The sequence below is a fragment of the Novosphingobium sp. 18050 genome, assembly GCF_902706195.1.
Lineage (GTDB): Bacteria > Pseudomonadota > Alphaproteobacteria > Sphingomonadales > Sphingomonadaceae > Novosphingobium.
On sequence record NZ_CACSJO010000001.1, the window covers coordinates 103,972 to 127,601 of the forward strand.

Below are 23,630 nucleotides of genomic sequence, written 5' to 3' on the forward strand. Positions count from 1 at the left end.
ACATGAGCAAGTCCCTCACCCACATCGATCCGGACGGAACCGCGCGGATGGTGGATGTCGGCGCCAAGGCGGTAACGCAGCGCCTCGCGGTCGCCTCAGGCCGCATCACGATGACCGCGCAGGCGCTAGCTGCGATCCGCGCTGGCGACGCGCCAAAGGGCGATGTGCTGGGCACTGCCCGCATTGCCGGCATCATGGCCGCCAAGCGCACATCCGACCTCATTCCTATGTGCCACCCCCTGATGATCGACGCCGTCAACGTTGATTTCGTCTTCGAGGAAGACGCCATCCGCGCCACGGCCACAGCCTCGCTTACCGGCAAGACCGGCATTGAAATGGAAGCGATAACAGCCACTTCTATCGCACTCCTAACAATATATGACATGGCCAAGGCGCTCGACAAGGGTATGGTCATCGGCGACATCAAGCTCGTCGAAAAGCGCGGCGGCAAGTCCGGGCACTGGGTTGCCAAGGGTTGGCGGCCATGAGCATGCCCCCGCCGATCCCGCTGGAAGAAGCACAGGCGCGCCTTCTGGCGCTCGCGCATCCGCTTCCTGTAGAACACGTCGATGTGGAAGGCTCGCTCGGCCGCTATCTTGCGCAGCCGCTCCACGCCCGCCGCACCCAACCCGCCACCGATCTTTCGGCGATGGACGGCTATGCGGTAACCGCAGGCGACCTTTCCGGCCCCTGGCGCGTAATAGGCGAAAGCGCCGCTGGGCATCCCTATCCCGGCACGGTAACCACCGGTGAGGCCGTGCGCATCTCGACCGGCGCGATCCTCCCGGCGGGTGCCGAAGCCGTGTTCCTCCAGGAAGACCTAGCCCGCCAGGCCAATGACATCACATTAACCGGCGAGCCGCCCGAACCTACCGACAAACACATCCGTCACTGCGGTATGGACTTTTTCGATGGTAGCGAAGTCATGCCCGCCGGCATCCGCATCGGACCGGCGCAGGCGGCACTCGCCATCGCCTCCGGACACAAGCACCTGCCCGTCCGCCGCCTGCCGCGCCTCGCCGTGATCGACAGCGGCGACGAACTCGCTGCCGATCCGGAATGCTGCGAGCCGCACCAGATCCCGGCCAGCAACGGTGCCATGCTCGTAGCACTGGCCTGCTCGCTCCCGATCGAAGCGAACCGCATCGGCCCAGTTGCCGACACACTCGAAGCGCTCACCGCAGCGTTTGAATCCGCTGCCGACACGGATGTCATTGTCACCAGCGGCGGCGCCTCCGTGGGTGACCACGATCTCGTGCTCCCCGCACTTGAAGCCTGGGGCGCGACCATCGATTTCTGGCGCGTGGCGATCAAGCCCGGCAAACCGATCCTCGTTGCCACCCGCGAACGGAACGGGAGAAAGCAAATCATCCTTGGCCTGCCCGGCAATCCGGTGTCGAGCTTCGTAACCGCCTACCATTTCCTGCTACCTCTCCTGCGCCGTATGCTCGGCGCAAGCCAAGCTGCGCCAATGCAAATCGCCACACACCTCGCCGCACCGGTGCGGGCGAACGGCGCTCGCCGTGAATTCCTGCGCGGCAGTTGGGATGGCGAAAAAGTCGTGCCACAAACGAACCAGGACAGCGGTGCGCTCACCTCACTGGCGGCGAGCAACGTCCTCATCGACCGCCCCAGCTTTGCGCCTGCCGCCCAGACTGGCGATCCGGTGCGCGTATTCCTGCTCCAGAATGGCGGTATTGCGTGAGGCTTCGCTTGACGCGGTGAAATTCGTTGCTTAATTGTTCTCTCAATGTTCACGAGAAGAACATTCCCGGCCGGGACTGGCTTCGCCCGGCCGCAACGAAGAGGCAGCGACAATGTTGACGCGCAAGCAGCACGAATTGCTCCGGTTCATTCAGGCTCGGCTTGAGGAGAGCGGCATCTCCCCCAGCTTCGAGGAAATGAAGGAAGCGCTCGATCTCAAGTCGAAATCGGGCGTTCACCGGTTGATTTCGGCACTTGAGGAACGTGGCTTCATCCGCCGCCTGCCTAACCGTGCCCGCGCGCTGGAAGTTCTGCGGCAGCCTGATGATGCGGGAACCAAGCCCCAGCGCCCTGCCCCCGCTAACAGCAATGACGATCCCGCCCCCATTCGCGCACCGCAGCGCGCACCAGAACCAGCGAACGACGTCATCGAAATCCCGCTTCACGGGCGCATTGCCGCCGGTGTTCCTATCGAGGCACTCGAAGGCCAGTCGTCGCTTGCGGTGCCTGCCGCTCTTCTCGGATCGGGAGAACACTATGCTCTCGAGGTTTCGGGAGACTCGATGGTCGATGCCGGTATTCTCGACGGTGATTTCGCGCTGGTGAAGCGCACCAACACCTGCCGCGACGGCGAGATCGTCGTCGCGCTGGTCCGTGGCGAGGAAGCGACGCTCAAGTACCTGCGCCGCGAGAACGGGATGGTCCGCCTCGACCCCGCCAATGCTGCCTACGAGCCCCAGATTTACGGCCCCGACGAAATTGAGGTGCAAGGCAAGCTCGCCGGCCTTCTGCGCAGGTATCACTGAGGGCTACGTCTGACTGCCTTCGCCGAGCGAGGGCAGATCGGACGATGGAATGCTGATTACGGCGGCGGAAAATTTTTGCCGCCATCGGCTTTCGCCGGGCGCCACCAGCCGTGTTCCCCCTGGCTGTCCGCAACCGTATCCACCTGCGCTGACGAAAGGTGCACGGCCAGTCCGCCGGTACGCTGCAACATGTTACGGTCCGCCTTGAACCAGCGGGGACGGCAACTGCGCGGAAGCCAGCGATCGGCGATGACGATGTCGCTGCGATCGCAGGCCGCAGCCAAGGCTCTTTCGGGCACAGCATCTCTGCCTCGCGAGACGAGGATCCGCCACTTTGCGCCATCGCGCTCTATCATGATGGCGCAGAAATCGCGATTGCAGCGCGCACCCGGCCAGCGATCCAGCGCCACCGGTTCGCCCTCCATGCCGGCCAACTCCATTAGATTCTCATGTGCATAGCCTCCTTTGCCGCCTGCTCGAAGAACGAACAGACGCGCGCCGCCAGCCTCGACCAGCCCGACATGGCGTCCGTCGCTTGAAACGAGGATGTCCGGCGGTGTCGCCGCGGCCAGCAGGCCGGCACCCAGCAGGGCGAACGGCAGGCCCAGCCAGCGGATCCGCCCAGTCCACAACCCGAGCCAAATGCCTCCCGCAACAAAAACAAGAAACGCCCCCGTCCCGCCCGCCGGCAGGATCGTGACCGAGCCTGGGCGGGAAGCAAACCAGTGCGCAATTCCCATCAGCCACTCGATAGCCACATCTGCAAGCCACCAGAGCGGCCCCCCGGCGCCAATGATGTCGAGCAACAGAGCCCCGCCCAGCAGAGGCATGACGATGAAAGTCGTCAGCGGAATGGCGAGCACGTTGGCCAGCGCTCCATAAATGCCGGCACGGTGGAAATGAAAGAGCCCGATAGGCATCAGCACGAGGTCGATCACGAGCCCGGTCAACAACAGCATCGCGACATGACGCATCATCCGCATCGCCAACGACTCGTCGCGCGGCGCGACGAACCGCCGTATCGGTCCCGCCGTACTTAATGCCACCAGTGCGAGGACCGCACTAAAACTCATCTGGAAGCTAGGTCCGGTCACTGCCTCCGGCCATAGCAGAAGGACGCAGAATGCGGCGACGGCCAGCATCCTCAGTGACAGCCCCTCTCGCCCCAGCACAAGTGCCCCCAGCACCAGCAATGCGCCGATGCACGAACGGACGGTCGGCACTTCCGACCCCGAGATCAACGTATAGACCACTCCCCCCAGCGCACCCGCGGCTGCTGCCACGACCGGCAACCTCACGCGAAGCGCCAACCAGGGGATCAGCGCCAGGCCCCTCACGAACAGGACATAGACCGCACCGACCACCGCGCTGACGTGAAGGCCGCTGACGGAGAGCAAATGCGCCAAACCGGAGTCGCGCATGGCCTGATCGTCGGCCTCTGCGATGCCGCCCCGATCGCCGGTCACCAATGCCCCGGCGATACCCGCCCCGTCGTCTCCGATACGCGCGCGGATGTGGGCAGACAGTTTGCGGCGCAAACCCGACAGCCACCCCCCGCCCGGCTCTCCCCGCTCGACCACCTGCACATCGCCAGTAACCGTGCCGCTCCCGGCCAGCCCAGAAAACCATGCCGTCCGTGCAAAGTTGTAGGCGCCCGGTAGCATCGGCGGCGCAGGCGGCATGAAACGGCCTGTGATCCTCACGACATCGCCAACATTGACGCGGGAGACGATGCCCGCGCCCGGCACATTAACTCGCACTTTAATCGCCCGCCCGCTGCCCGGCTCACGCATCGCCAGAATCAGACGGTCGCGTTCGAGCGCCGGCTGTGGCTGGATATCCAGCACCTTTGCCGTGAACGTGCCCGCGATCGGCCGTGCCAAAGGCAATTCGCCGACTATCTCCGAACGCGTCCAAACCGCTAGGCATCCACCCGCGACCAGCAGCGGCAAAACCAAAACGGCCCTCAGAACATGCGGATAGGCCTGACGCCCCGGCCAAGGTGCAAAGCTTGCAACTGCGAGTGCGCTGAGCAGTCCGCAAAGGCCCAGCCACCACCCCTGTGAAGGCAGCCCAAACCACGCTATTATGCCTGTTCCAAAGGCTACCGTGAGCCATGGCCCACGATCGAATCCGGCCTCTGAAAGAAATCGTTCGAGAGCGGGCAAACCCCTCGACAAGTCGCTCTCGCTGTTCCATGGCCGATGCTGCAATGCAGCGGCTCCCCGGTGAGCCGGAGGCGAATTTTCGAGAGGTGCAGCTTGGGTCCCCATGGCTGCATTAGGACAGTAAGGTGGTATTGATGGCAAGCGGCAGTGCAACGAGCGGAACGGCGGGCACGAAAGCCGTCGTCACGCGCTTTGCCCCCTCGCCCACGGGTTTCCTGCATATCGGCGGTGCTCGTACGGCTCTGTTTAATTGGCTTTTCGCGCGTCATCATGGTGGCAAGTATTTGCTGCGCATCGAGGACACCGACCGGGCCCGTTCGACCGAACCGGCTATCGAGGCAATTTTCGACGGTCTGACCTGGCTTGGCCTCGAAGGCGACGAACCTGCGGTATTCCAGTTCGCGCGCTCTGACCGCCACGCGCAAGTCGCTGCGCAGATGCTGGACAGCGGCCATGCCTATCGCTGCTATCTGACGCCGGAGGAACTCACCGAGCGCCGCCAGAAGGCGCAGGAAGAACGCCGCCCATTCCGCCTCGACAGCGAATGGCGCGACGCCGATCCCGCGACCTGGCCTGCCGACAAATCCTATGTAGTACGCATGAAAGCCCCGCGTGAGGGTGAGACGACGATCGAGGATCTCGTCCAAGGGTCCGTTACCGTCCAGAACGTCGAAATCGACGACTACGTCATCCTGCGCAGCGACGGCACGCCGACTTACATGCTGGCGGTAGTGGTCGACGACAACGACATGGGCGTAACCCACGTCCTGCGCGGCGACGACCACCTCAACAACGCCTTCCGCCAACTTCTCGTCATCCACGCGATGAATTGGGACGTGCCGGTTTATGGCCACGTACCGCTGATCCACGGTGCCGACGGGGCCAAGCTTTCCAAGCGTCACGGCGCCCTCGGCGTGGATTCCTACCGGGACGACCTGGGCATCCTGCCCGAGGCCCTGTTCAATTATCTGCTGCGCCTTGGCTGGGGCCACGGCGACGACGAGATCATCGCGCGCGACCAGGCCGTCCAGTGGTTCGACATGGTCGACGTGGGCAAGTCGCCTTCGCGCTTCGATCTCGCCAAGGTTCAAAATCTCAACGGGCACTATTTGCGCGAGGCCGACGACGATCGTCTCGCTGCATTGGTGCTGCCGCGCCTTGAAGGGACCGCCGACGCGGACCTCGAGCTGCTTGCGCGCGCCATGCCCGTTCTCAAGGTCCGCGCAAAGGACCTTAACGAACTTGCAGAAGGCTCTGCCTTCCTGTTTGCCAAGCGTCCGCTCGCAATGAGCGAAAAGGCGCTTGGCCTCCTGTCCGACGAGGCGCGTGGCCGCCTTGGCGTGATCTGCGAGCGCCTGTCCGGTCTCACCGACTGGACATTGGAGGAACTGGAAGCAAACCTGAAGGCAATGGCCGAAGAACTGGGACTGGGACTCGGCAAGCTCGCACAACCCTTGCGGGCGGCCCTGACAGGTCAGACGACCTCGCCAGGGATTTTCGACGTACTGGTATTACTCGGACGGGAAGAGAGCCTCGCACGCATCGGTGCGCAGGCGGACGTTCCAGTCGGGTAACCTCATAAGGAGATATAACTGGTGGGTGATCAGGCTAAACTGAGCGCTGGTGGCGCGGACTTCGAATATCCGATCCTTAAGGGCAGCGTTGGCCCGGATGTCGTCGACATTCGCAAGCTCTATGCCCAGACTGGCAAGTTCACGTTCGATCCCGGCTTCACTTCGACCGCGAGCTGCGAGTCGGCGCTGACCTACATCGACGGTGACGAGGGCGTGCTTCTGCACCGCGGCTACCCGATCGGCCAGCTGGCCGAGAACTCCTCGTTCATGGAAACGAGCTACCTTCTGCTCAACGGCGAACTGCCGAGCGCAAGCGAACTCACCACGTTCGAAAACACCATTACGCGCCACACCATGCTGCACGAGCAGTTGGCGACGTTCTATCGCGGCTTCCGTCGCGATGCGCACCCGATGGCGATCATGTGCGGCGTAGTCGGCGCACTTTCGGCGTTCTACCACGATTCGACCGACATCGCGGACCCCGAGCATCGCAAGATCAGTTCGCACCGCCTGATCGCGAAGATGCCGACGATCGCTGCGATGGCCTACAAGTATTCGGTCGGCCAGCCGTTCGTCTATCCTGACAACAAGCTGAGCTACACCGGCAACTTCCTGCGCATGACCTTCGGCGTGCCTGCGGAAGAGTATGAAGTGATCCCCGCCATCGAAAAGGCGATGGACCGTATCTTCATCCTCCACGCCGACCACGAGCAGAACGCCTCGACCTCGACCGTGCGCCTCGCCGGTTCGTCGGGCGCGAACCCGTTCGCATGCATCGCGGCCGGCATCGCCTGCCTGTGGGGCCCTGCGCATGGCGGCGCGAACGAAGCCGCACTCAACATGCTCAAGGAAATCGGCACGCCCGATCGCATCCCGCACTACATCGAGCGCGCCAAGGACAAGAACGATCCGTTCCGTCTGATGGGCTTCGGTCACCGCGTCTACAAGAACTACGATCCCCGCGCGACCGTCATGCAGTCGACCCTGCGTGAGGTGTTCGATGCGCTCAAGGTTACCGACCCGCTCTTCGAGACCGCCCTGCGCCTTGAAGAACTGGCGCTTAGCGACCCGTACTTCATCGAGAAGAAGCTCTTCCCGAACGTCGACTTCTACTCGGGCATCATCCTGTCGGCTATCGGCTTCCCGACCACGATGTTCACCGTTCTCTTCGCTCTCGCCCGCACCGTGGGCTGGGTCGCGCAGTGGAACGAAATGATCTCCGATCCAGGCCAGAAGATCGGTCGTCCGCGTCAGCTCTACACGGGCCCGACGAAGCGCGACTACGTGGCTATCGGCCAGCGTTAAAGAAATCCGCGAGCAGTCGCGGTACCCGAAGAAGGCCCTCGCGAAAGCGGGGGCCTTTTTTGTTGCGACTGGCGCTCAGAGGCGATCTGCGCCACAATCCCGCCGCATCCTGAGATCACCCTTGGGCAAATTACGGGGCGCGACGACAATGCTGTTCATTAGAATCATGGCGATGATCCTGGGCCTGTTCGCCATCGCGGCAGGACTGCTCTTCGTCGGACAAGGGACCGGGCTGGTGCTGTGGCCGGCCGACAGCTTCATGCTGGCAGACAAGGCATGGGCCGTGCGCGGCGCGGTGCTGGCAGTGGTCGGCGGAATCGTGGTCTGGCTGGCCCGGCGCGGCTGCTAGGAGGTCTCTGAGACGGGTCACGCCTCATCGTCGGCCTTAGTCAGGCGTCAGGATCGGCCGGGACTTCGAGGATGAAGCGCGCGCCGTATCCCGGCATACTTTGCACAGTCAGATCGCCGCCCATTGCCCGCGCCAGGCTCCGCGAGATGTAAAGCCCAAGACCGGACCCGCCATCGCCGCTGCGACCAAGGCGCTCGAACTTGTCGAAGACGCGCGGCTGATCCTCGTCGCTCAAGCCCGGCCCCTGATCGGCTACGGCTATGCGGGCGCGGTCGCCGGCGTGCTCCAGCTGGATGACTATGCGCGAATTCTCAGGCGAATAGCGGATGGCATTGCCGATCAGGTTTAGCAGCACCTGCAGGACGCGGCGGAACTCCGCCAGAGCGGGCAGTGTCCATTCGGGCGGAGGAACGTCGAGGAATATGTTCTTCTCGCGCGCCCGTACACCCAGGATACCGGCAGCCTGACGGGCCACTTCGGACAAATCGATGGGATCGGGGCTGGTCGTGAAACTGTCCGATTCGACCACTTCGAGATCTGCCATATCTTCCAGCAGGCCGAGCAGCAGCGTACCCGCACTGGCGATTTCGCCCGCATATTCGGCATAGGCATCCGGCAAAGGACCGGCGAGACGCGTGCGGATCGTCTCGGCATTGGCGATGATGCGCGAAATCGGCTGCTTGAGCACCGGCGCCAGATCCTGCCCGACGAGGCTGGGGCGCGGCGCTTTGGGACTCGGCTCAGCTAGAACGAGCGGCTCGGGGGCAGGCTCATCGGACAAGAGCAGCAATTCGAAGCCTGCGGGATCGAAGCCAGGCGTCATGTGCGGGATCAGCGAAACCCGCCAGGACCGCTGCGAGCCCGCCACAATCACCCGCGTACCGTCAAGCAGCCGCCAATGGAGGGGTTGCTGGTGGGTGACATTTTCGGGCGCGAGGAAATCGGTCCAGACCTGTCCGATGCCACCCGCCATGGCTGCGGCGACTTCGCCCAGTTCCCCGGAATCGGTCGTTACCGCAAGCAGACGCTGGCCCGCATCGAGGTAGGCGGATAGTTCGGCGATATGACGGTCGGTCACGGCGCGGCGCTGCTGGGCAATTTCGCCGTCCTCCGGCAGTATCTGCGCGGTCTGCCAGGTGCGCACGCGGATCGTGCAGCCCTGACCGTCCTGCGCAGGTTCGACTTCAACCCATGCGCTGACCGCATCGCTGCCGTCCTGCGCATTGATCGCGCGGGCAAGGCGAAAGCGGGACAGGCGAACCTTGCGCACCAGTTCGAGCAATTCGGGCACTGCGATCGTGCCTGGCAACTCTCCGCCGCAGCGTGCCTGCAGGCCGGACAGCGGCTCATCAGCGCTGAGCAACCGGTCTTCGGCATCGCTTGTAGCCAGGGCCAGGATGGTGCCGTCATCGAACATCAAGAGCGGTATCCCATAGGCGACGAAAGGAGCGTGGCCGCCCGCTCCGCGTCTAGCCGCTCGAAGCCCGCAGGCAAGGTCACTTCGGGGTGAAGCGTGAGGAACTGCTCCTCCACCGCGACCGCTCCGAGCCCCGAAGCCCGCAGTCCGAGCGCGAGGCGCGCCATCTGGGTCTCGTGGGTGGAATGTACGGCGGCGTCACGCTCCTGGCGCGAGCCCAGCGCGAGCGCGGTCAGGAACAACGCCGCGCCGGCATTGTCGACCCTCAGCGCCGCCTGAACACCGTCGCCAAGGCTCGTCACAAGCCTTGCGGCGAGGCCGATGCGCGTGGCATTTTCGTCATAGGACTCGCGGATCTCCGCCTCGACGACGTTCGCGCGCTCGGCCAGCGCCGGTTCGATACCGGCCAGCGTGCGCAAAGTGTAGAGCGCCACGTTCAGCAGGTCGGCGGGCAGTTCGCCCAGCGGCAACTCCATCCGCCGCTGCGCCTGGCACCAGCGGGCCTGCGCTGCGAGGAAGGCCATGGCCAGTTCCTTGGGCGCCCCGTCAGATCCGTAAATCAGGCTCCGCAGCAGCGGCGAGGCCACTGGATCGAGCGCGAGACGCGCCTGCAGCAGTTCGGTAAGCTGCCATTCCTGCGCCAGCGCATGCAGATGGGCAAGCAGCGCCGGATTGTCGAGCAGCGCGCCGCCCAGCACTTCGACCTCGGCAGACGAATGCGCGCGGCGGCCATCGGCTCTGACCAGTGCGTCGAGCAGTTCACCTGCGAGACTGGCGAGCATGGCGCGGATCCGCGCCAGCATCTCTTCGCTGAAGACAGGGACCTCGCGCGCCGCCACGAGGTGCCGCAGGATTGGAGCTGCCGTTCCCGCCATGGCGTCGCCCCGCGCCAATTCGGCGCGCAGCGCGGCCTCGACGCTTTCGCTGGTTGCCGGAGGAGCCGCCTGATCGATCATCTGACCTGTATAACCGGCATTTGGTTAAATCGAAGTTAGCTGTGCCGCCGAGGTGGCAGCAGCAACGCTGCAAGCACCAGGCCTGCAGAAAGCAGCCTCACGACCAGCAGCACTTGTCCGAAGCCCGAGGCCACGGCCAGGATCATCCCCAGCAAGGCCCGGTCGGCAATCCACCCGACAAACGGGCCGCCGGTAATCCGCGGCGACAGTACGAGCAGCATCATCAAGATCGCCGGTATACACAGCCAGGCCAGCACCGGCTCTCCCGGAAAAAGGGGCGTGCCGAGCAGGATCAGCGCGGCAAAAACAGCGTCGACCAACCACACCAGCGCGTCCGCCCGCGGGATCGCCGGGGAAGGCTGGCCCAAGGCATGCCGCTCAGCTGCGCGCAGCAGACGGCTCGCCTCGACCAGCAGCCACGCGATCGCGGCAAAAACGAACCCGCCCCAAACCAGGCCGAACCACCCCAGTCCCGCCGCAATGGCGACGCAGACCAGAACCGCCACCGACACCGCATTGCTGGCATTGCCGGCATGGAGCAGCGACGTGCCGAAACTGAGCACCCCGAAGCGCGCCACCGCGCGGCCCGGCGAACTGGTGCTTCCCTCGCCGAAGCGGGAGCGCAGCCATTCGTCTTCCAGCGCATAGGCTTCTGCCTCGCTGCGAATCATGCGCCAGCCCGAACCGGCGCGCGCCGTAGCCGAAACCTCGCGCATGGCGACCCCGGTTTGCAGCGCAATGCGCGTAAGAGCCGAGATCACGTCGCAGTCGGCCGGCAATTCGTGCAGCCGCTCGAGCATCTGGCCCGGCAACCGCATGAGCCCGGCGCTCGCGCGGTTGATGTCGATCCTCTCGAACCCGGCGACAAGTGCGCCCTCTACCGGCTGCACCAGCACGACCGGCGCACGGCCTTCGAGCAAGGCTACGGCTTGGGCGGAATCGGCGAAAAGTCCTTCGGAAATAACGATGAGTTCGTCGCTCGCCGTCACCAGCCCGGCAAGCTGGCCAGGCCCGATGGCGATGGTGAACTGCAGTCCGGCATGCTCGGCGTCATGCTGAAGCGCGATCAGTTCGGGCGAGACGGCGCGCGCCATGCAGATGACGCGCTGACATTCCAGAGCCAGCGCCATGCCAAGCTGGTGCTGCGCAACACTTGCCCCCGCGACACGCAGGAACGCGCGCGGGTACGGCTGCCCTGCTCCGGCAGGCTCCGTCATGGCCAGCAATGCTATTCGCAAGTAAGAACTCCAGCACCCACGTCCCGATGTAGGCAAGCGGGAGGCGGGTGCCAAGCGGAACCGGACAATCAGCCGAGGGAAAACTCGCCGAGATAGGCCTTGAGCCGCCGGATCACGGTCGGCTCACCGGGCGCAGCGTCGAGGGCGTTGTCGGCCAGCGCCAGAAGCCGAGACGAATGAAAGCTCGCCGCGAGGCCCTTCAAGCGCATCGCCGCAACTACCCAGTTGCCGTCGCAACGCGAACGTTCGAGCAGATCCACCTGCCGCATCACGCTTTCGACGAAGGCTCCGCGAAGCTCCGCCATAAGCACGGGATCGCCGCCTGCCGCAGCGGCGAGAGTTGCTTCAAGGGCACCTGCTTCATAAGCCATTTCCCCAGAATAGTGGGCAAGGTCTTAAGGTGGGGTTAAGTCAAAACGGGAGTTTTCCACCATTTTCGGCGGCTGTTTTCCATCGGTTTGAAGAGTCACGTTCTGTTTCCTCGCTCGAATTTGAGGATAGCCGCCTCGCCCAAGGCACCTTGATCCACCTGCTTTGCGTAATGCATGACCATCTCCACGCTCTGCCCGGTGATCGCCTGCACCTCAGGGATGGTGCATCCGTTGGTGAGCAGAATGTTGACCGCGTTCTTGCGCAGGCCGTGCGGAACGACAGCGACACCCAGCCCGTCGCCGAAAGCCTTGAGTGCGTTGCGCAGTTTGCTCGCAGTGACCGGCTTGCCATTGTCCTCAGAGATGATGGTCATCCCAAGTCGAGGCTTCCTTTCGATCTCGGCAAGCAGATCCCTGTGCATGGGAATCATCATGGGCTTGGAGGTCTTTTCCTGGGTCAAAATTATCTTGCTTCCGCGGACATCAGACCACCGCAATTTCACCACATCGCCGAGCCGCTGACCGGTAAAATAGAGAATGTGTACGGCAAGACGGACCATATCGTCGTCCGAGATCAGCGCTGCCGTAAGGACGTGTTGGGGCCACGGCTCATGCTCGCCGGTCTTGGATTTGCGAATGTCCTTCACCGGATTGCTCTCGGTCATGTCGCGCGATCGGGCGTAGCGAAACAAGACGCCCATGACGGCCACAAACAGGTTGCGCGACGCGGGCCCGGGGATCTCGTCCAGAACGTCGTACACCCGCTTGCGCGTCACATCTTCCAGAGGAAACTCTCCGAACTCTCTGAGAACACGCTTTAAAGTGATCCGGTACACGTTCTTCGTGCCCTCCGATCGCTCCTTGAAATCGTCACTGTTCTGATAGAGGGCGGCGAGGTCCGAAATTGTCGGCAAAACGACCTGGCGCTTGGTGCGCGCGCCGAGGAACGACGAATAGCTGTCGTAGAAACCTACCGTTCCGAATGGCGGTAGCGGCAAGCGAATCGGGTTGCCATTGGCTGTCTTCCGGCCCGTGTCAAAGTAGGCGTAGACCTTACCCTTCGATCGAGTGAATTTGACGTGCTTGAGTTTAGGCAGCCTTGCCACGACGGCGTTCCTCGAATCGGGCGATGTGATCGACTGCGATCTCGCCCGAGAGTATGGCCAGCGCCTTGTCGAGCGCATCGCGGCGCCAGTGCGGACGACCGCCGAACGAAATACCTACGGGGATGCGGCCGGATGCAACCTCGCGTTCGAAGGCGACCTCGCCGATGTCGAGATATTCCATTGCCGTCTTACGGGACATCATCGCCGGCCAGCGGGCTGATACTTCCTTCACTCTCGCTCTCCATGGTCGGGGGTGGGGGTGTAGTGCGATGCGAGGGCCTGCAAGGCTTGCTCCCGAACGGTATCCAGCGCCGCAGCAAGCGACGACGGATGCTCGAGGTCGGCGTGAAAGCCGCTGTTGAACCGATCGTCGCTGCCGGGAATGCCGACGATACCGCAATCCATCGTTTCACTGGTCGGCGCGCAAGAGGCATCGCACGACACTTGGCATTCACCGACCGAGAACCACCACCCGGGGAGGTCTGCCTTGAAGCGGGCAATTGCTTCCTCAAGATCGGTGGCCGGGGTTGTGGACCAATGCGCGGCGGTGCTGGTGTTCTGGCTCATGCCGCCACCTCGCGGATCGGCCGCGCCACTTGCCCCAGCCCACGGGCATGAGCGGTCAGGAGCGCTTGCACGCCGCGATCGCCGGATGCCCATAGTACAGTGCCGTTGCCCGGCTGCTCGCCAAGCGCGCCATCGGGTGCCACGAACTTGATCTTGGGTGACACGAACATCACCATGTCGGCCCGCTGCCAGCATCGCTGAAACCACGGCGCTGACGTGCGATCCGGGGTCAAAGCCACGCCATTCCCGTGATCAAAGAACCGATCCATCCAAAGCAGCTTTGCCCGATCACCGTTCCCGAAAGGCGGGTTCATCCAGACAAAGCCGGACCATTTCGTTTCCAGCCCTGCTTCGTAGAGGAAGCTTGCGGACGGCACGGCGGTGTGGGCATGATCGCGGGGGTGGGCCACATCTAGATCAAAGACGCAGCCTAGCGCGTCGAACACGTACTTAGGCGTGTACCACTCGTCGGATTTACCGCGGCGTTCGTGTGTCATACTTCCTCCCCCGCCGACCGAAAAACATCGCCGCACGTCACCCACTTCGCCGCCTCATCATCCGAAATATCCCGCCCAACCTCGTTCCCCAGGTCCAGCGCCAGCCCGTGAATGGTGAGCTGGTCCGCGCCGAGGTCCGCAAGTTCGGTGCCGGGGGTGATGTCCAGCGCGGTCGGGGTCGGGAGGTGGTGGCGGATTAGGGTTTTGATCATGCTGCTTTACTCCGCCGCTCTGACCGGATCATCACGTTCCAGCTATGCGCCGCTGTTTCGCGGTCGCTGTACGCGTCTTCGACTTCCGGACCCTGCTTCCCGCATCCGCCGAGCGAAGTGCCGCCACCCGGGATGCGCGTTCCGATCTGGCAGACGTACTGAGATTCCACCGCATCCTCTGCGATCTGCACGCAAACGAAGCTTGGCATTTTGCCGCAGGTGCATCGCTCGATCTTCATGCCGCTTCTCCGAACAGATCCACATGGCCAAGCAACGACCCCCACTGCGCAGCCATTGCGCCAGCGATGCCCGGGAAGAACCGGCTGCGCTCTTTCGCGCGATCGGCGCCCGGCGGCATGCGGTGGACGCGCGCGGTCGGCGTGGCGTCATCATCCAACCCCAGACCAGCACGCGCCGCGGCGATCGTCGGATAGGCCGGCACCAGTGCCGGGAGTCCGCGAAGCCACAGACACGTCCGCTTCGTCTCCCAGTCGCCGTATTCCCACGGCTGCACGCTCTGCGCGGCCGGGGCGAACCCTACTATGCGCTCCTTGGCATGCCGGTGCATCACGGGGTTTTCGACGGCGATGCGCGGCACCGGCGCATTCCACATGGCCGAGAACAGCGCGGCACCCTCGTCCAGCTCGGACCACATCTGATCCAGCGTTTTGCCCGGGGGCGCAGCGGTGAGCCAGCGGACGCCCGAGTTGCAAAGCCGAGTGCATGGCGGGTGTGCCACGATCAGCATGTCCCAGCCATCGTTCAACACCTCGCGAACATCGCCGGTGATGTGGCGGTTGCTGCGATCCTCAGCCGGCAGCAGATCGCATGACCATGCATCATAGCCAAGGTCGGTGAAGGCGCGCCGGACGGTGCCCGAGAACTCGCAGGCGATCAGGATGCGGCTCATTCCACCACCCTCCCCTGCGCCCGCTCCCTAGCCCTCAGCACCTCCTTCACCCTCGCGAAGTCGGCGTCGCATTCGAACAGGCCGGCGTCCTGCACCATTTGCACGGCAGCCTGGATGGTCATGGCGTTTTCACGATGGCGGGCGAAGGTTTCGTGCAAATGCTCGACTGTCAGTTCGCCGATCTTGACCCTGATGATGATCGACTTCGCTGCGGCGATATCAGCCTGCGTGACGCTGCACTGGTGCGGGGTGGTGGTCATGCCGACACCTGCGCAGCGATTTGCGGCCGGTCGAAGTATACTATGCCGTCGAGCGTATGACCGCCCTTGTCTGCAGCGCGCCCACCAACCTGCTTGAAGTTGAATGTCCGCTGCAAATCGAACGCCTGTTCGCGTAGCTTCCGAGCCCAATCAAGGTTCATCGGCCGCGCGTTTGCACCGCTTTCGCCGCCGACGATAATCCAGTCTGGTGCATTTTTGTCGAGAATGATGGGGCCTAGAAGCGGCTCAAAGCTGCCGAATGTGAACAGCACGTCGGCAAACGTCTTCACCTCGGCCAGCTTCATGCGGTCGCGATCGTACTCAGCCTGGTTCGCCATGGTGGCGCCGATGGCGACGTTGCGCGGCAGGAGCCGATTACCTCGCGCCGGGTCGGTCATCTTGCGGACATTGCCGATGCGCTTCGTCAGCAGCAGCCAGACGAGATTCGGTGTCGCCTCGATCAGCGCGAACAGGTCGCGCCGCCACAGTTCGTCCACCTCGTTGTCGAACACGTCGGCGAGCGAGGCGCAGAACACAAAGGGGCGGTCGCCAGTGTTGGCCGCGTGTTTGTTCCATTTGCGAGGGTTGCGCCACGTTGATGCGGCGGTTCGCGATCGATCTTCGCCCGCGCCCCACGAGACGCGGCCATAGCGGTGATCCATCAACACCTCGGCATAGCAGTTATCGCAAGCTGTGCTGACGGGAGTACACCCAATCCACGGGTTGAACGTGTGATCGGTCCACTCGATCTTGCTGTTCTCAGCCACGATCCCCCTCCCCCTCAATCTCACCACGCCCGGTCACAGGCACCAGTTCAAGCAAGCTGACGCGAGGCCAGTAGACCCCCTTCGAGCCATACTCCGCGCCAGCACTGTTCAACTTGCGCCCGCGAACGATGTAGGTTTCGTGGTCACGTGACATCCCGCCGCCGCCGGCATTGGGGAATCCGACATCACCGGGCAAACTCCCGGCGGGCACAATCGCCTCGATCACACCGCGCTTGCAGGTGTTCGAACTGGTCCAGCGAACCTTGTCTCCGATCTTCATGCTCATTCGCCGTCCTCCAATTCACCACGCCGCCGCGTAATAGCCTCACTCAAAGCCTGCTCATCACGCGCGCCGATCTCGTCGCAGAGCCCACGGATGGTGTTGTCGATGTCGCTGAGGCCCGCGAGGTCGGTTGCCGCGGCGATCTGGTCGAGCAGGTCGGCGGGGGTGGTGGTGTTGGTTTCGCCGCGCTGGGTGTCGGAGGGGCCATCCTGACCATCTGCCGGGCCGAAATATTCTCGCCGGGTATCGATGGCCGCCTGGCATTCCTTGAACAACTCGGGCCGGTTGGCCTCCAGACCACCCATGTTCTTGGCGCCGCGCATGATCAGCGATTCCAGCGCGCCCAAGGTCGGCACCTTTCTGACGTTGGCCGTGAACGTGGCTACCCAATTGGCTGCGGCATCCTCCTGCTGCTCGGCCTTGAGCGGCAGAATCTTGATCCCCGCCTTCTTGCCCTTCGTCTTCATGACGACGACGACAGTTTCCTTGTCGATGCCACTCATGTGGCTGATGCGGATGCCGCCGGTTTCCAGCCCGCCGAACGTCACCTTGTCGTCGCGGTAGAGGGTCATCGACTTGCCGACGTACTCGTTGGCGTACCGGCCCCAGACACCCATCAGGACGCGGCGGATCGTCTTGCACGGCTTGAACGGCTTGCCGTTGTCGCCCTGGTAGAAGATCGACACCGGCTGATCGCCATCGCTGCCGGCGACACGCGTGATGGTGATGGTGCGCGGCGCGCCGATCAGGTCGTCCGCGTTGAGCTGGTCCGACTTCGCTTCGACGAAGCGGGACATATCGATCATGTCGTTCATGCGCGTGCTCCATTGTCCCGGCGCTCAATCTCGCGCCGTGCATTCCACTTGAGGTCTTCGGCCATGTCGGGCTGGCGCAGCATCCATCCGAGGAACCCGGCCTCGACCTCGCTCCACGGCTTGTCCCGGAACTTGCCGATCGGGCAGCGCGGCAGGAGGCGCGGTTCCTTGGTCCACGCGACCATCTGCTTGCCGGTCACGCCGGTATCGAACAGGGCCTTGAGGATGTGGGCCGTCACGTAGGCATCCGGTCCGGCGCGGTGCGCAGGCTGGGTCAGCGCATGGTCGGGCGCGATCTTGCCGGCATCCTCCAGCCAGTACCGCAGCGCGCCGTTGTTGTGCGCCGGGGCCTCGGGCCAGACCCGCAGCGCCACCTTGTACGTGCAGATCACCGGCACCGGGCTTTCGAAGAATTGGGTTTCGAACTCGGCGTTGTGGGCAGCGATAGCGTCTGCCGCATTGGTCCGGTTGAACATCAGCGCGGGATCGAACGGCGCCCACTCCTGGCATTCGGCGAGGCTGATGTGGTGGACGGCGCGCACCTGCGGCGGCATTTCCTTGACCTTGCAGAGCCACGACGCGGGCGCCTCGATCAGGCCCGTATCAAGGTGCAGATCGCAGGTTGCGGCCTCGCACACCTCGGCTTCGGGCAGATCGACACCACTGGTTTCAAAATCGATGACACGAATGATGGTCACAGGATGATCTCCAGTGCTTCCCGGCGCTCGGTGTCGATGACCTTGGGCATGGCTACGAGGGTCGCGCGGTACTCGCGCTCCTTCTCGGCAAGGCGCGCTTCGAACGCGGTGCAGGCGGCAAGGATCGCGCCCTGGATGAGCGGATCGGCCTCGACCCGCTTGACGAACATCGGCAGCCCGCCCGAGTACGAGATGAAGTCGATCCACTTGCGCTCGCTGACCAGCAGACCGGTTTGCAGTTGGAGCATGTACTCTTCCGGCACCGTGTCCTCGGCGATGGTCTGGACCTGATACTTGCCGGCGCGCGACTTCACCTCGATCAGGCCGTCATCACCGACCAGACCGTCCGGGGAATAGCCGATGGTGAAGCCCCAGCGGTCGTTCGTGATAAAACCCGTTTCGACGACGGGCGCGAAGTTCTCTTCGTAGGCGGCACGCGCGTAGATCTCATCTTCCTGCCCGCGCAGCATCGCGTCGGACACGTACTGCGGCTCGACAAACCCGGAGATACGCTGGAACAGCAGTTCGTAAACGTGGGCGCGGGTCTTTTCGTTGTCGGCGGTCTTGAGCGACTTGACCGTCAGCAGGTGCTTCATTTCGGAAGCGGTGATCAGGCCGCAGCGGGCAGCAAGCCATTCGTCCGAACCCTGGATCAGGTCGTTGTGGGTGATGGGGCCGCCGACGCGGGCCGCTTCAATCTTGGTCTGAGCGTTCAACGGACATCTCCGGTATCCCCGGCGGCAGCTTCGATGCGCGCGGGGGTGTGGGCCTCAGCCTGGGGGGACTGCGAAGCGGCGGGAGAAGAAAACTGAGCCCAAGCAGCGACACCGATGAGCAGCGCGGTGAAGATGATCGCGGCGATTGCGCCGTGGAGGGCGGCGGTCATGGTACGATGACCTCTCCAGCGTGGAGGATCGTCATGTCGCGCTTGCGCAACGCGGCTTTGAATGCCGAGACGAATTCAGGAGCCGCCGCGCCATACGCTTCACGCAGGCATTCCTGCACCGGATCGACGCCATGCGGATGAGCGTCACGGATATGGTCGGCCAGCCCTGTAATCTTGACGCGTCGCGAGCACTGCGGACAGTTCGTCTTGCCCGGGTTCAGCTTGCCACCAGTCGGATTCGGCAGCGCATGGTGAGCGCCACGATCCCGTGCGCACTGGTTGGAGCAATAGCGCGGCATTCCGTCGCCGCCGTCCATGTCGATGAAGGAACCGCAGCACTCGCAAAGGGTGCCGTCGAGCATCATTTCGGCGTACTCGCCCATCAGTTAGCTCCACGAACAAAGAGGAAAAGGACGCCCGCGACGATCCACGGGGTGACTGCCACCGCGACCAGCGCGTTGTACGTCGGCTGCCAAACCGCATCGTCTTCAAGCAGCGGCTTGATCTTGCCGTGCCAGTGGCGGCGCATGGCGGTGGGGGTGTGGTCGATCATGACGGCTTCCCGACGATCAGGCGCCATGTCAGTGCCATGAGGGTGACCGATGTTACTGCGAAGAAAATGCGGATTGCGAGCCAAGGCCAAAACGCGACGCTGGCGTAGCTTTCCATCTGCTCGTCAGCGCGCAGGCCGATAAGCAGCATCAGGACAAGCGCGAGGGCCTGAGAGAACTTCATCACCCCTGCCCTCCATTGCTCGGAGGGGCTTCGGGCTTCTCCATGAAGTGCGTCGGGACCACCTCGATCTGGCGATACTCATTCTGGCACTCGTCAATGCGTGTGCCCGGCTTGTGGAACAGCCCTGCTACGAACCAACGGCCATTCCAGCGGAAACCATCGCCTGTGCATCGATCCCATTCAGGACCCCATGCGAGGCGGCAGAAGAAGTATTTGCCTTTCACCTCAGGCGCGCTCGCAATGTCCTGCCAGCCTGCCGCCTGAGCGGGGGCGGGTCGGGAAAGGTCAGCCAGAAGGAAAGCGATGACATTCTCGGCGTCGTCATGTTTCCAATCGGACGCATCCCGTACGCTCGCTGCGCCAAGCAGAAGTCGCTTCACCCTATCGTCATGAGGCTCAGGATTGGCCTGTAACCATTGGATGAGGAGCTCCACCCCACTGTTCTCCGCCGCGCTCATGCCTGGGTGCCTTTCGCGCGGGCGATGGCGGTCCGGGCAGCATTGATCTTGCCGCTGACGAACTCCCATTCCGGGTTGCCGCTGGCGTTGCTTTCGGCGGTGGCGAGGATTCCGCTCAAGCCTTCGAGGGCGGTCAACATCTCAGGCGCACCAGAGAAAAGGGCCGCGTTTGCCTTGACCTGAGCGCGCGAGATATCGCCAGTGCTGGACGGGAACGGCAAGCTGGCAACAACGCGCCAGTCCCAAGCATCTTTACCAGCCTCGACGATCCACAGCTCGCCATCCAAGGGCTCTTCGACCGCGAACGGGCCGGGGGTGTGGGTAACGCCCATGCTCAAAACCCCTCCATCAGCGCATCACGGCGGGCCTCGGCGCGCCACTCGGCGGCGCAAGCCATCTCGGCCGCGTAATCTTCCAGGCAGTCTTCGAAAAACGTCTCGTCAAAGTCGCCCGCCGCGTACCCAGCAGGCAGCGTGACGGTCGGATCGACGGGAACGATGGACACGATCTCCACCGAAGCAGGTTCGGGCGGGTCGATCATGGTCCCGGCATGGCCGCGATGCGCGGTGTACGTGACGCGAACCTCTGCCTCGACTTCGTTGCCGACGCTGTCATGCCACATGGCTGCGGCCTTGAGGGTGTAGCGCTGGCTCATGACGCACGTCCTTTCGCGAGGTCCATGTCGGCCTCCTCGATCGCCGCGAGCAGCGAGTTGTTGGTGGTGGGCTGTCCCAGATCCGCCAGAACTTCGGCGATCAGGTCGTAGGCGATGCCGATACGGCCATCGATCCAGCCATTGTTGCCCTCGTAGGCCGGGCGCAGGTGTTGGACTGCGATCATGCTGCGAGCCTTTCGACAAAGCAGAGGTTGCGCTGAGCGATCAGCACGGCGCCCTTTGCGATCACCATGTTCAGGTATTCGTCGCGCGCCGGATAATCGGCAGGCAGACGCAGCGCTTCGATGAGGTTTTCGAGGTTGCCAGCGATCTGGGCCTCAATCTGCTCACGGCCGGTCAGGACATTCCTCACGCCGCAGCCCTCCCCGCAAAAGCCGTCCGCACAACCTCGATCCGCTCGAACAGAAGGCCCGGAGTGGTGTTGGTGTGAGCGGCAATCAGCGCGTCGATACGGTTCCGGTGGGTCGGGCTCTCGTTCGTCGGCGCGCCCGTGGTCAGGCTGCGGAAGATCGCCTTGTAGCCGTAGCTTTCGCCGGGCTTGAGCCAGCCCCGGTCGAGAGCGCGCGCTTCGTAAGCCGCGTCCTCACCGACGATGGAGGCAATGGCGATGTCGGACAGGCCGAGGGGGGCAATGCCAGCAACGTCAGCAGCCTTCGCCGCCAGCGCCTGCTCGGTTTCCTGCGCGAGGAAGGAGGGGGCGAACATGTTCATGCTGCGGTCGCCTTGGTGAGGGCGGCGTCGATCTTGGCCCTCAGTGCAATGAGCGCCTTTTGGTCGTCGGACGGCGTGCCATCGCTGTCATCAGACATGACCGCCATGTCGGCGAGCCCCTTGGCCTCGGCCAGCGCTTCGTAAAGCTCAGGCGCGGCGGCAGCCTTAAGCGCTGCCGAAGCGAGGTCGCGGGCCGCGAACTCGCCGACTACTTCATGCAGCGCGAAGATGGGATTACCAGCGCCAGCTGAGATATAGCCGAGGGGCCATTCTTCGCCGGCTACGTTGGTGCGGAAAGCGCCATGCGGCTCAAATAGCCAAGGACCTTCCGGAAATTTCGTGGTGACTGACACTGTGCCGATCTCCTAGGCCGGGGTGGCCTGTTGGAAACCTTAGTGTACCCTCACAAGGTACGTGTCAACAAAATAAATGTACCCTTACAAGGTACGTGTCACCACCTTTTACGAATCACCTAGGGTACGTTGGCAACTCATTGGCGTGTAGGAAACAACTCATGTCGGCGGACGCCGGGCAAGAAAAAGCCCCGCCGAAGCGAGGCTGATGTGGCAATTGTCAGGCCCTAGCCTACTTTTGACGCTGGTCCAAAAGTCGATCTAACTTCGCTTCGATCCTATCAAGCCGCCTATTTGCCTCATCCATTTTAGTTCCCTGCTCGCCTGCCTGGCGGTTGATCAGAGATATGTTCTCGATCAATCGGTCAGTGCGAACATTAGCCGAGCTTGCAAGAGTCAGGTTGAGAACAACGATAGTGACAAGAGCGGTCACGAGCGCGCCAGCTAGCCACAGAAAAGCCGTATGCAGAAAGTCCACGCGTGGCTTAAGGGCATCATCGGTCATGCCGCCTGATGTGCCACCGGGAGGGGGTGGATTCAAGGGGCCGCGACGGCCGTCAGAGTCAGCTTGCATCTTCGACCACGCCGCCCTGCGTGTTTCGTCAACCGTTGTCATTCGTCCACCCATCCGGACAGGCGGTTGAACCGTTCAGCGAAATTAGTCGCGCATTCCCGTATTTTTGCAATTTGAACATCTGTCGGTTTTTCCCCGCCCTGAATCGCAAGAAGGGCGTCCGCGATAGCAAAGAGGGCCACAGCACCATTGATGGCTAGTCCCCCAACGTCGCGCTTCTCCGCAGGCTGTGCGTATACTTCTTCGTTGATCGACATTTGTTCAGCCCCCTACGTCGCTGCGAGCCATAGAAAGCATCAATTATACCGCCGTGCATGCTTAGGCGTAATCGCCCGGATCGGCGTGGCCCAGACCAGTTCGCAGTCTTCCATGTCTGCCGCATTGTACGACCGGAGCGTGAACAGGCCATGCCCACTGCCCTTGAGCAGCTGCTTCAGATAGGTCTCGCCCGTGGTAAGCCGGCAAGCGCAGATCGCCCCGATATCCTGAGGCTCGACGCCATCGTGGTCGCGGCTGATATAGATGATATCGCCTGGGTCGAACTTCGGGAGCATGGATTCCCCATGAACCTCCAGGCCAATCAATTCGCCCGGGGTTTCCGGCGGGCGCGGCACCATCTCATCGAAGCCGAGATCGTCAAAAACAACCGTACCGCCAGCACCAATCCTACCAACAACAGGCACTTGCTCTCCTAGGATGTCCGATGGAGAACAATTGAGGATTTGGGTGAGACGATCAAGCCACCGATCGCTCATCGGGATCTCGCCGCGCTCCAGCTTCGTCACTGTCGAGCGCCCTGAGTTGAGCAACTCGCCTAGCTTCTGCTGAGAATAGCCGGCTTTTTTCCTGATGTGAGCGAGGCGATTTTCCATGCGTGGAAATTGTCCCGGCTCAAGGGACAAGTCGAGAACCGCCGTGGGGTACATTAAGGGTTGCAGAGTGTACCCTGACAAGGTACGTTCCGGTTCATCATGACAGACACCCCGCTTCGCAAGTTCCTCTCCGAACGGCAACTGACCGCAGAGGATTTCGCCTCCGACAAGGGAATGAGTGCTTGGAGTGTGCGTCATTGGGCGCGCGGCGACAAGGTTCCGTCCCTTCAATCTCAGATCGACATCGAGCAGGCAACTGGCGGTGCAGTGAAGCCAGCTGACTGGCTTGGCTGGACACTGGCGTTGAACTCCGCCCGCCAGACCGGCGCCGCAGCATGAGCGCACCCCGCCGCCTCACCGCC

39 protein-coding genes are annotated in these 23,630 nt (G+C 63.1%); 7 read left to right on the forward strand and 32 right to left on the reverse strand.

The features are described from left to right. The first annotated feature begins 2 nt into the window (after positions 1 to 2). The 3 genes from moaC (at position 3) to lexA (ending at position 2,510) form a co-directional block, all read left to right on the forward strand. On the forward strand, positions 3 to 488 hold the full coding sequence (gene moaC, locus GVL61_RS00515) for a cyclic pyranopterin monophosphate synthase MoaC (protein ID WP_159975761.1): 486 nt from the start codon (positions 3 to 5) through the stop codon (positions 486 to 488). After that, positions 485 to 1,705 carry a molybdopterin molybdotransferase MoeA gene (locus GVL61_RS00520; protein ID WP_159975763.1) on the forward strand — a complete coding sequence of 407 codons (1,221 nt, stop codon included), beginning with the start codon at positions 485 to 487 and terminating at the stop codon, positions 1,703 to 1,705. Before moaC ends, GVL61_RS00520 begins: the two co-directional genes overlap by 4 nt. A gap of 112 nt (positions 1,706 to 1,817) precedes the next feature. Further along, the gene (lexA, locus tag GVL61_RS00525) at positions 1,818 to 2,510 is read left to right on the forward strand and encodes a transcriptional repressor LexA (RefSeq protein ID WP_159975765.1); all 693 of its coding nucleotides are present in this window, start codon (positions 1,818 to 1,820) and stop codon (positions 2,508 to 2,510) included. Between the two features lie 56 nt (positions 2,511 to 2,566). On the opposite strand, the gene GVL61_RS00530 is transcribed toward lexA, so the two are convergent. After that, positions 2,567 to 4,783: a ComEC/Rec2 family competence protein gene (locus GVL61_RS00530; protein ID WP_159975767.1), complete on the reverse strand. Its 2,217-nt coding sequence runs from the start codon at positions 4,781 to 4,783 to the stop codon at positions 2,567 to 2,569. Positions 4,784 to 4,812: 29 nt separating this feature from the next. On the opposite strand from GVL61_RS00530, the gene gltX reads away from it, so the two are divergent. The 3 genes from gltX to GVL61_RS00545 all read left to right on the forward strand — a co-directional run bounded on the left by gltX (position 4,813) and on the right by GVL61_RS00545 (position 7,906). After that, positions 4,813 to 6,252, forward strand: a complete 1,440-nt coding sequence (gene gltX, locus GVL61_RS00535) for a glutamate--tRNA ligase (RefSeq protein WP_159975769.1) — start codon at positions 4,813 to 4,815, stop codon at positions 6,250 to 6,252. A gap of 21 nt (positions 6,253 to 6,273) precedes the next feature. Further along, on the forward strand, positions 6,274 to 7,557 hold the full coding sequence (locus tag GVL61_RS00540; RefSeq protein ID WP_159975771.1) for a citrate synthase: 1,284 nt from the start codon (positions 6,274 to 6,276) through the stop codon (positions 7,555 to 7,557). 148 nt (positions 7,558 to 7,705) lie between these two features. Beyond that, positions 7,706 to 7,906 carry a hypothetical protein gene (locus tag GVL61_RS00545; RefSeq protein ID WP_159975773.1) on the forward strand — a complete coding sequence of 67 codons (201 nt, stop codon included), beginning with the start codon at positions 7,706 to 7,708 and terminating at the stop codon, positions 7,904 to 7,906. Between the two features lie 40 nt (positions 7,907 to 7,946). Here the strand turns inward: GVL61_RS00545 and GVL61_RS00550 are convergent, their stop codons facing one another. From GVL61_RS00550 to GVL61_RS00700, 31 genes are all read right to left on the reverse strand, one after another. Then, positions 7,947 to 9,323 (reverse strand): sensor histidine kinase KdpD, encoded by a 1,377-nt coding sequence (locus GVL61_RS00550; protein WP_159976598.1) that lies wholly within the window; start codon positions 9,321 to 9,323, stop codon positions 7,947 to 7,949. After that, positions 9,323 to 10,279 carry a hypothetical protein gene (locus tag GVL61_RS00555; RefSeq protein WP_159975775.1) on the reverse strand — a complete coding sequence of 319 codons (957 nt, stop codon included), beginning with the start codon at positions 10,277 to 10,279 and terminating at the stop codon, positions 9,323 to 9,325. Before GVL61_RS00555 ends, GVL61_RS00550 begins: the two co-directional genes overlap by 1 nt. Positions 10,280 to 10,314: 35 nt before the next feature. Further along, the gene (locus GVL61_RS00560) at positions 10,315 to 11,496 is read right to left on the reverse strand and encodes a hypothetical protein (RefSeq protein ID WP_235037474.1); all 1,182 of its coding nucleotides are present in this window, start codon (positions 11,494 to 11,496) and stop codon (positions 10,315 to 10,317) included. Positions 11,497 to 11,585: 89 nt separating this feature from the next. Next, positions 11,586 to 11,888 carry an Hpt domain-containing protein gene (locus tag GVL61_RS00565; RefSeq protein ID WP_159975777.1) on the reverse strand — a complete coding sequence of 101 codons (303 nt, stop codon included), beginning with the start codon at positions 11,886 to 11,888 and terminating at the stop codon, positions 11,586 to 11,588. A gap of 95 nt (positions 11,889 to 11,983) precedes the next feature. Next, entirely contained in the window at positions 11,984 to 12,994 is a 1,011-nt protein-coding gene (locus GVL61_RS00570) for a tyrosine-type recombinase/integrase (protein WP_159975779.1), read from the reverse strand. Further along, positions 12,978 to 13,226 carry a hypothetical protein gene (locus GVL61_RS00575; RefSeq protein WP_159975781.1) on the reverse strand — a complete coding sequence of 83 codons (249 nt, stop codon included), beginning with the start codon at positions 13,224 to 13,226 and terminating at the stop codon, positions 12,978 to 12,980. Before GVL61_RS00575 ends, GVL61_RS00570 begins: the two co-directional genes overlap by 17 nt. Then, on the reverse strand, positions 13,223 to 13,561 hold the full coding sequence (locus GVL61_RS00580) for a hypothetical protein (protein ID WP_159975783.1): 339 nt from the start codon (positions 13,559 to 13,561) through the stop codon (positions 13,223 to 13,225). The genes GVL61_RS00575 and GVL61_RS00580 overlap by 4 nt, the downstream gene beginning before the upstream one ends. Then, positions 13,558 to 14,058: a DNA N-6-adenine-methyltransferase gene (locus GVL61_RS00585; protein ID WP_159975785.1), complete on the reverse strand. Its 501-nt coding sequence runs from the start codon at positions 14,056 to 14,058 to the stop codon at positions 13,558 to 13,560. The genes GVL61_RS00580 and GVL61_RS00585 overlap by 4 nt, the downstream gene beginning before the upstream one ends. After that, the gene (locus GVL61_RS00590; protein ID WP_159975787.1) at positions 14,055 to 14,270 is read right to left on the reverse strand and encodes an acyl carrier protein; all 216 of its coding nucleotides are present in this window, start codon (positions 14,268 to 14,270) and stop codon (positions 14,055 to 14,057) included. Before GVL61_RS00590 ends, GVL61_RS00585 begins: the two co-directional genes overlap by 4 nt. Further along, on the reverse strand, positions 14,267 to 14,509 hold the full coding sequence (locus tag GVL61_RS00595; RefSeq protein WP_159975789.1) for a hypothetical protein: 243 nt from the start codon (positions 14,507 to 14,509) through the stop codon (positions 14,267 to 14,269). Before GVL61_RS00595 ends, GVL61_RS00590 begins: the two co-directional genes overlap by 4 nt. Then, positions 14,506 to 15,180 carry a hypothetical protein gene (locus GVL61_RS00600; protein ID WP_159975791.1) on the reverse strand — a complete coding sequence of 225 codons (675 nt, stop codon included), beginning with the start codon at positions 15,178 to 15,180 and terminating at the stop codon, positions 14,506 to 14,508. Before GVL61_RS00600 ends, GVL61_RS00595 begins: the two co-directional genes overlap by 4 nt. Then, positions 15,177 to 15,440, reverse strand: coding sequence for a hypothetical protein (locus tag GVL61_RS00605; RefSeq protein WP_159975793.1), 264 nt, complete (start codon positions 15,438 to 15,440; stop codon positions 15,177 to 15,179). The genes GVL61_RS00600 and GVL61_RS00605 overlap by 4 nt, the downstream gene beginning before the upstream one ends. Continuing rightward, positions 15,437 to 16,207, reverse strand: coding sequence for a DUF5131 family protein (locus GVL61_RS00610; RefSeq protein ID WP_159975795.1), 771 nt, complete (start codon positions 16,205 to 16,207; stop codon positions 15,437 to 15,439). Before GVL61_RS00610 ends, GVL61_RS00605 begins: the two co-directional genes overlap by 4 nt. After that, positions 16,200 to 16,493, reverse strand: coding sequence for a hypothetical protein (locus GVL61_RS00615; RefSeq protein ID WP_159975797.1), 294 nt, complete (start codon positions 16,491 to 16,493; stop codon positions 16,200 to 16,202). The genes GVL61_RS00610 and GVL61_RS00615 overlap by 8 nt, the downstream gene beginning before the upstream one ends. Further along, entirely contained in the window at positions 16,490 to 17,305 is an 816-nt protein-coding gene (locus tag GVL61_RS00620; protein WP_159975799.1) for a hypothetical protein, read from the reverse strand. Before GVL61_RS00620 ends, GVL61_RS00615 begins: the two co-directional genes overlap by 4 nt. Then, positions 17,302 to 18,003, reverse strand: a complete 702-nt coding sequence (locus GVL61_RS00625) for an exonuclease domain-containing protein (RefSeq protein WP_159975800.1) — start codon at positions 18,001 to 18,003, stop codon at positions 17,302 to 17,304. Before GVL61_RS00625 ends, GVL61_RS00620 begins: the two co-directional genes overlap by 4 nt. After that, positions 18,000 to 18,719: a lambda exonuclease family protein gene (locus GVL61_RS00630; protein WP_235037475.1), complete on the reverse strand. Its 720-nt coding sequence runs from the start codon at positions 18,717 to 18,719 to the stop codon at positions 18,000 to 18,002. Before GVL61_RS00630 ends, GVL61_RS00625 begins: the two co-directional genes overlap by 4 nt. After that, a complete protein-coding gene (locus GVL61_RS00635; RefSeq protein ID WP_159975802.1) occupies positions 18,716 to 18,889 on the reverse strand; it encodes a hypothetical protein in 174 nt (57 codons plus the stop codon). Before GVL61_RS00635 ends, GVL61_RS00630 begins: the two co-directional genes overlap by 4 nt. After that, positions 18,886 to 19,272, reverse strand: a complete 387-nt coding sequence (locus tag GVL61_RS00640) for a hypothetical protein (RefSeq protein WP_159975804.1) — start codon at positions 19,270 to 19,272, stop codon at positions 18,886 to 18,888. The genes GVL61_RS00635 and GVL61_RS00640 overlap by 4 nt, the downstream gene beginning before the upstream one ends. Continuing rightward, entirely contained in the window at positions 19,272 to 19,442 is a 171-nt protein-coding gene (locus tag GVL61_RS00645) for a hypothetical protein (protein ID WP_159975806.1), read from the reverse strand. The genes GVL61_RS00640 and GVL61_RS00645 overlap by 1 nt, the downstream gene beginning before the upstream one ends. Beyond that, positions 19,439 to 19,624 carry a hypothetical protein gene (locus GVL61_RS00650; RefSeq protein WP_159975808.1) on the reverse strand — a complete coding sequence of 62 codons (186 nt, stop codon included), beginning with the start codon at positions 19,622 to 19,624 and terminating at the stop codon, positions 19,439 to 19,441. The genes GVL61_RS00645 and GVL61_RS00650 overlap by 4 nt, the downstream gene beginning before the upstream one ends. Further along, a complete protein-coding gene (locus GVL61_RS00655; RefSeq protein WP_159975810.1) occupies positions 19,624 to 20,082 on the reverse strand; it encodes a hypothetical protein in 459 nt (152 codons plus the stop codon). Before GVL61_RS00655 ends, GVL61_RS00650 begins: the two co-directional genes overlap by 1 nt. Further along, positions 20,079 to 20,420, reverse strand: a complete 342-nt coding sequence (locus GVL61_RS00660) for a hypothetical protein (protein ID WP_235037476.1) — start codon at positions 20,418 to 20,420, stop codon at positions 20,079 to 20,081. The genes GVL61_RS00655 and GVL61_RS00660 overlap by 4 nt, the downstream gene beginning before the upstream one ends. Next, positions 20,417 to 20,737 (reverse strand): hypothetical protein, encoded by a 321-nt coding sequence (locus tag GVL61_RS00665; protein ID WP_159975814.1) that lies wholly within the window; start codon positions 20,735 to 20,737, stop codon positions 20,417 to 20,419. The genes GVL61_RS00660 and GVL61_RS00665 overlap by 4 nt, the downstream gene beginning before the upstream one ends. Continuing rightward, on the reverse strand, positions 20,734 to 20,922 hold the full coding sequence (locus GVL61_RS00670; RefSeq protein WP_159975816.1) for a hypothetical protein: 189 nt from the start codon (positions 20,920 to 20,922) through the stop codon (positions 20,734 to 20,736). Before GVL61_RS00670 ends, GVL61_RS00665 begins: the two co-directional genes overlap by 4 nt. Further along, on the reverse strand, positions 20,919 to 21,110 hold the full coding sequence (locus GVL61_RS00675; RefSeq protein WP_159975818.1) for a hypothetical protein: 192 nt from the start codon (positions 21,108 to 21,110) through the stop codon (positions 20,919 to 20,921). The genes GVL61_RS00670 and GVL61_RS00675 overlap by 4 nt, the downstream gene beginning before the upstream one ends. Next, a complete protein-coding gene (locus GVL61_RS00680) occupies positions 21,107 to 21,469 on the reverse strand; it encodes a hypothetical protein (protein WP_159975820.1) in 363 nt (120 codons plus the stop codon). The genes GVL61_RS00675 and GVL61_RS00680 overlap by 4 nt, the downstream gene beginning before the upstream one ends. After that, entirely contained in the window at positions 21,466 to 21,822 is a 357-nt protein-coding gene (locus tag GVL61_RS00685) for a hypothetical protein (RefSeq protein WP_159975822.1), read from the reverse strand. The genes GVL61_RS00680 and GVL61_RS00685 overlap by 4 nt, the downstream gene beginning before the upstream one ends. A gap of 232 nt (positions 21,823 to 22,054) precedes the next feature. Continuing rightward, a complete protein-coding gene (locus tag GVL61_RS00690; protein ID WP_159975824.1) occupies positions 22,055 to 22,327 on the reverse strand; it encodes a hypothetical protein in 273 nt (90 codons plus the stop codon). A gap of 107 nt (positions 22,328 to 22,434) precedes the next feature. After that, entirely contained in the window at positions 22,435 to 22,653 is a 219-nt protein-coding gene (locus GVL61_RS00695) for a hypothetical protein (protein WP_159975826.1), read from the reverse strand. A 39-nt stretch (positions 22,654 to 22,692) separates the two neighbouring features. Continuing rightward, entirely contained in the window at positions 22,693 to 23,268 is a 576-nt protein-coding gene (locus GVL61_RS00700) for an XRE family transcriptional regulator (RefSeq protein WP_159975828.1), read from the reverse strand. A 99-nt stretch (positions 23,269 to 23,367) separates the two neighbouring features. On the opposite strand from GVL61_RS00700, the gene GVL61_RS00705 reads away from it, so the two are divergent. After that, positions 23,368 to 23,607: a helix-turn-helix transcriptional regulator gene (locus GVL61_RS00705; protein WP_159975830.1), complete on the forward strand. Its 240-nt coding sequence runs from the start codon at positions 23,368 to 23,370 to the stop codon at positions 23,605 to 23,607. Positions 23,608 to 23,630 lie beyond the last annotated feature (23 nt).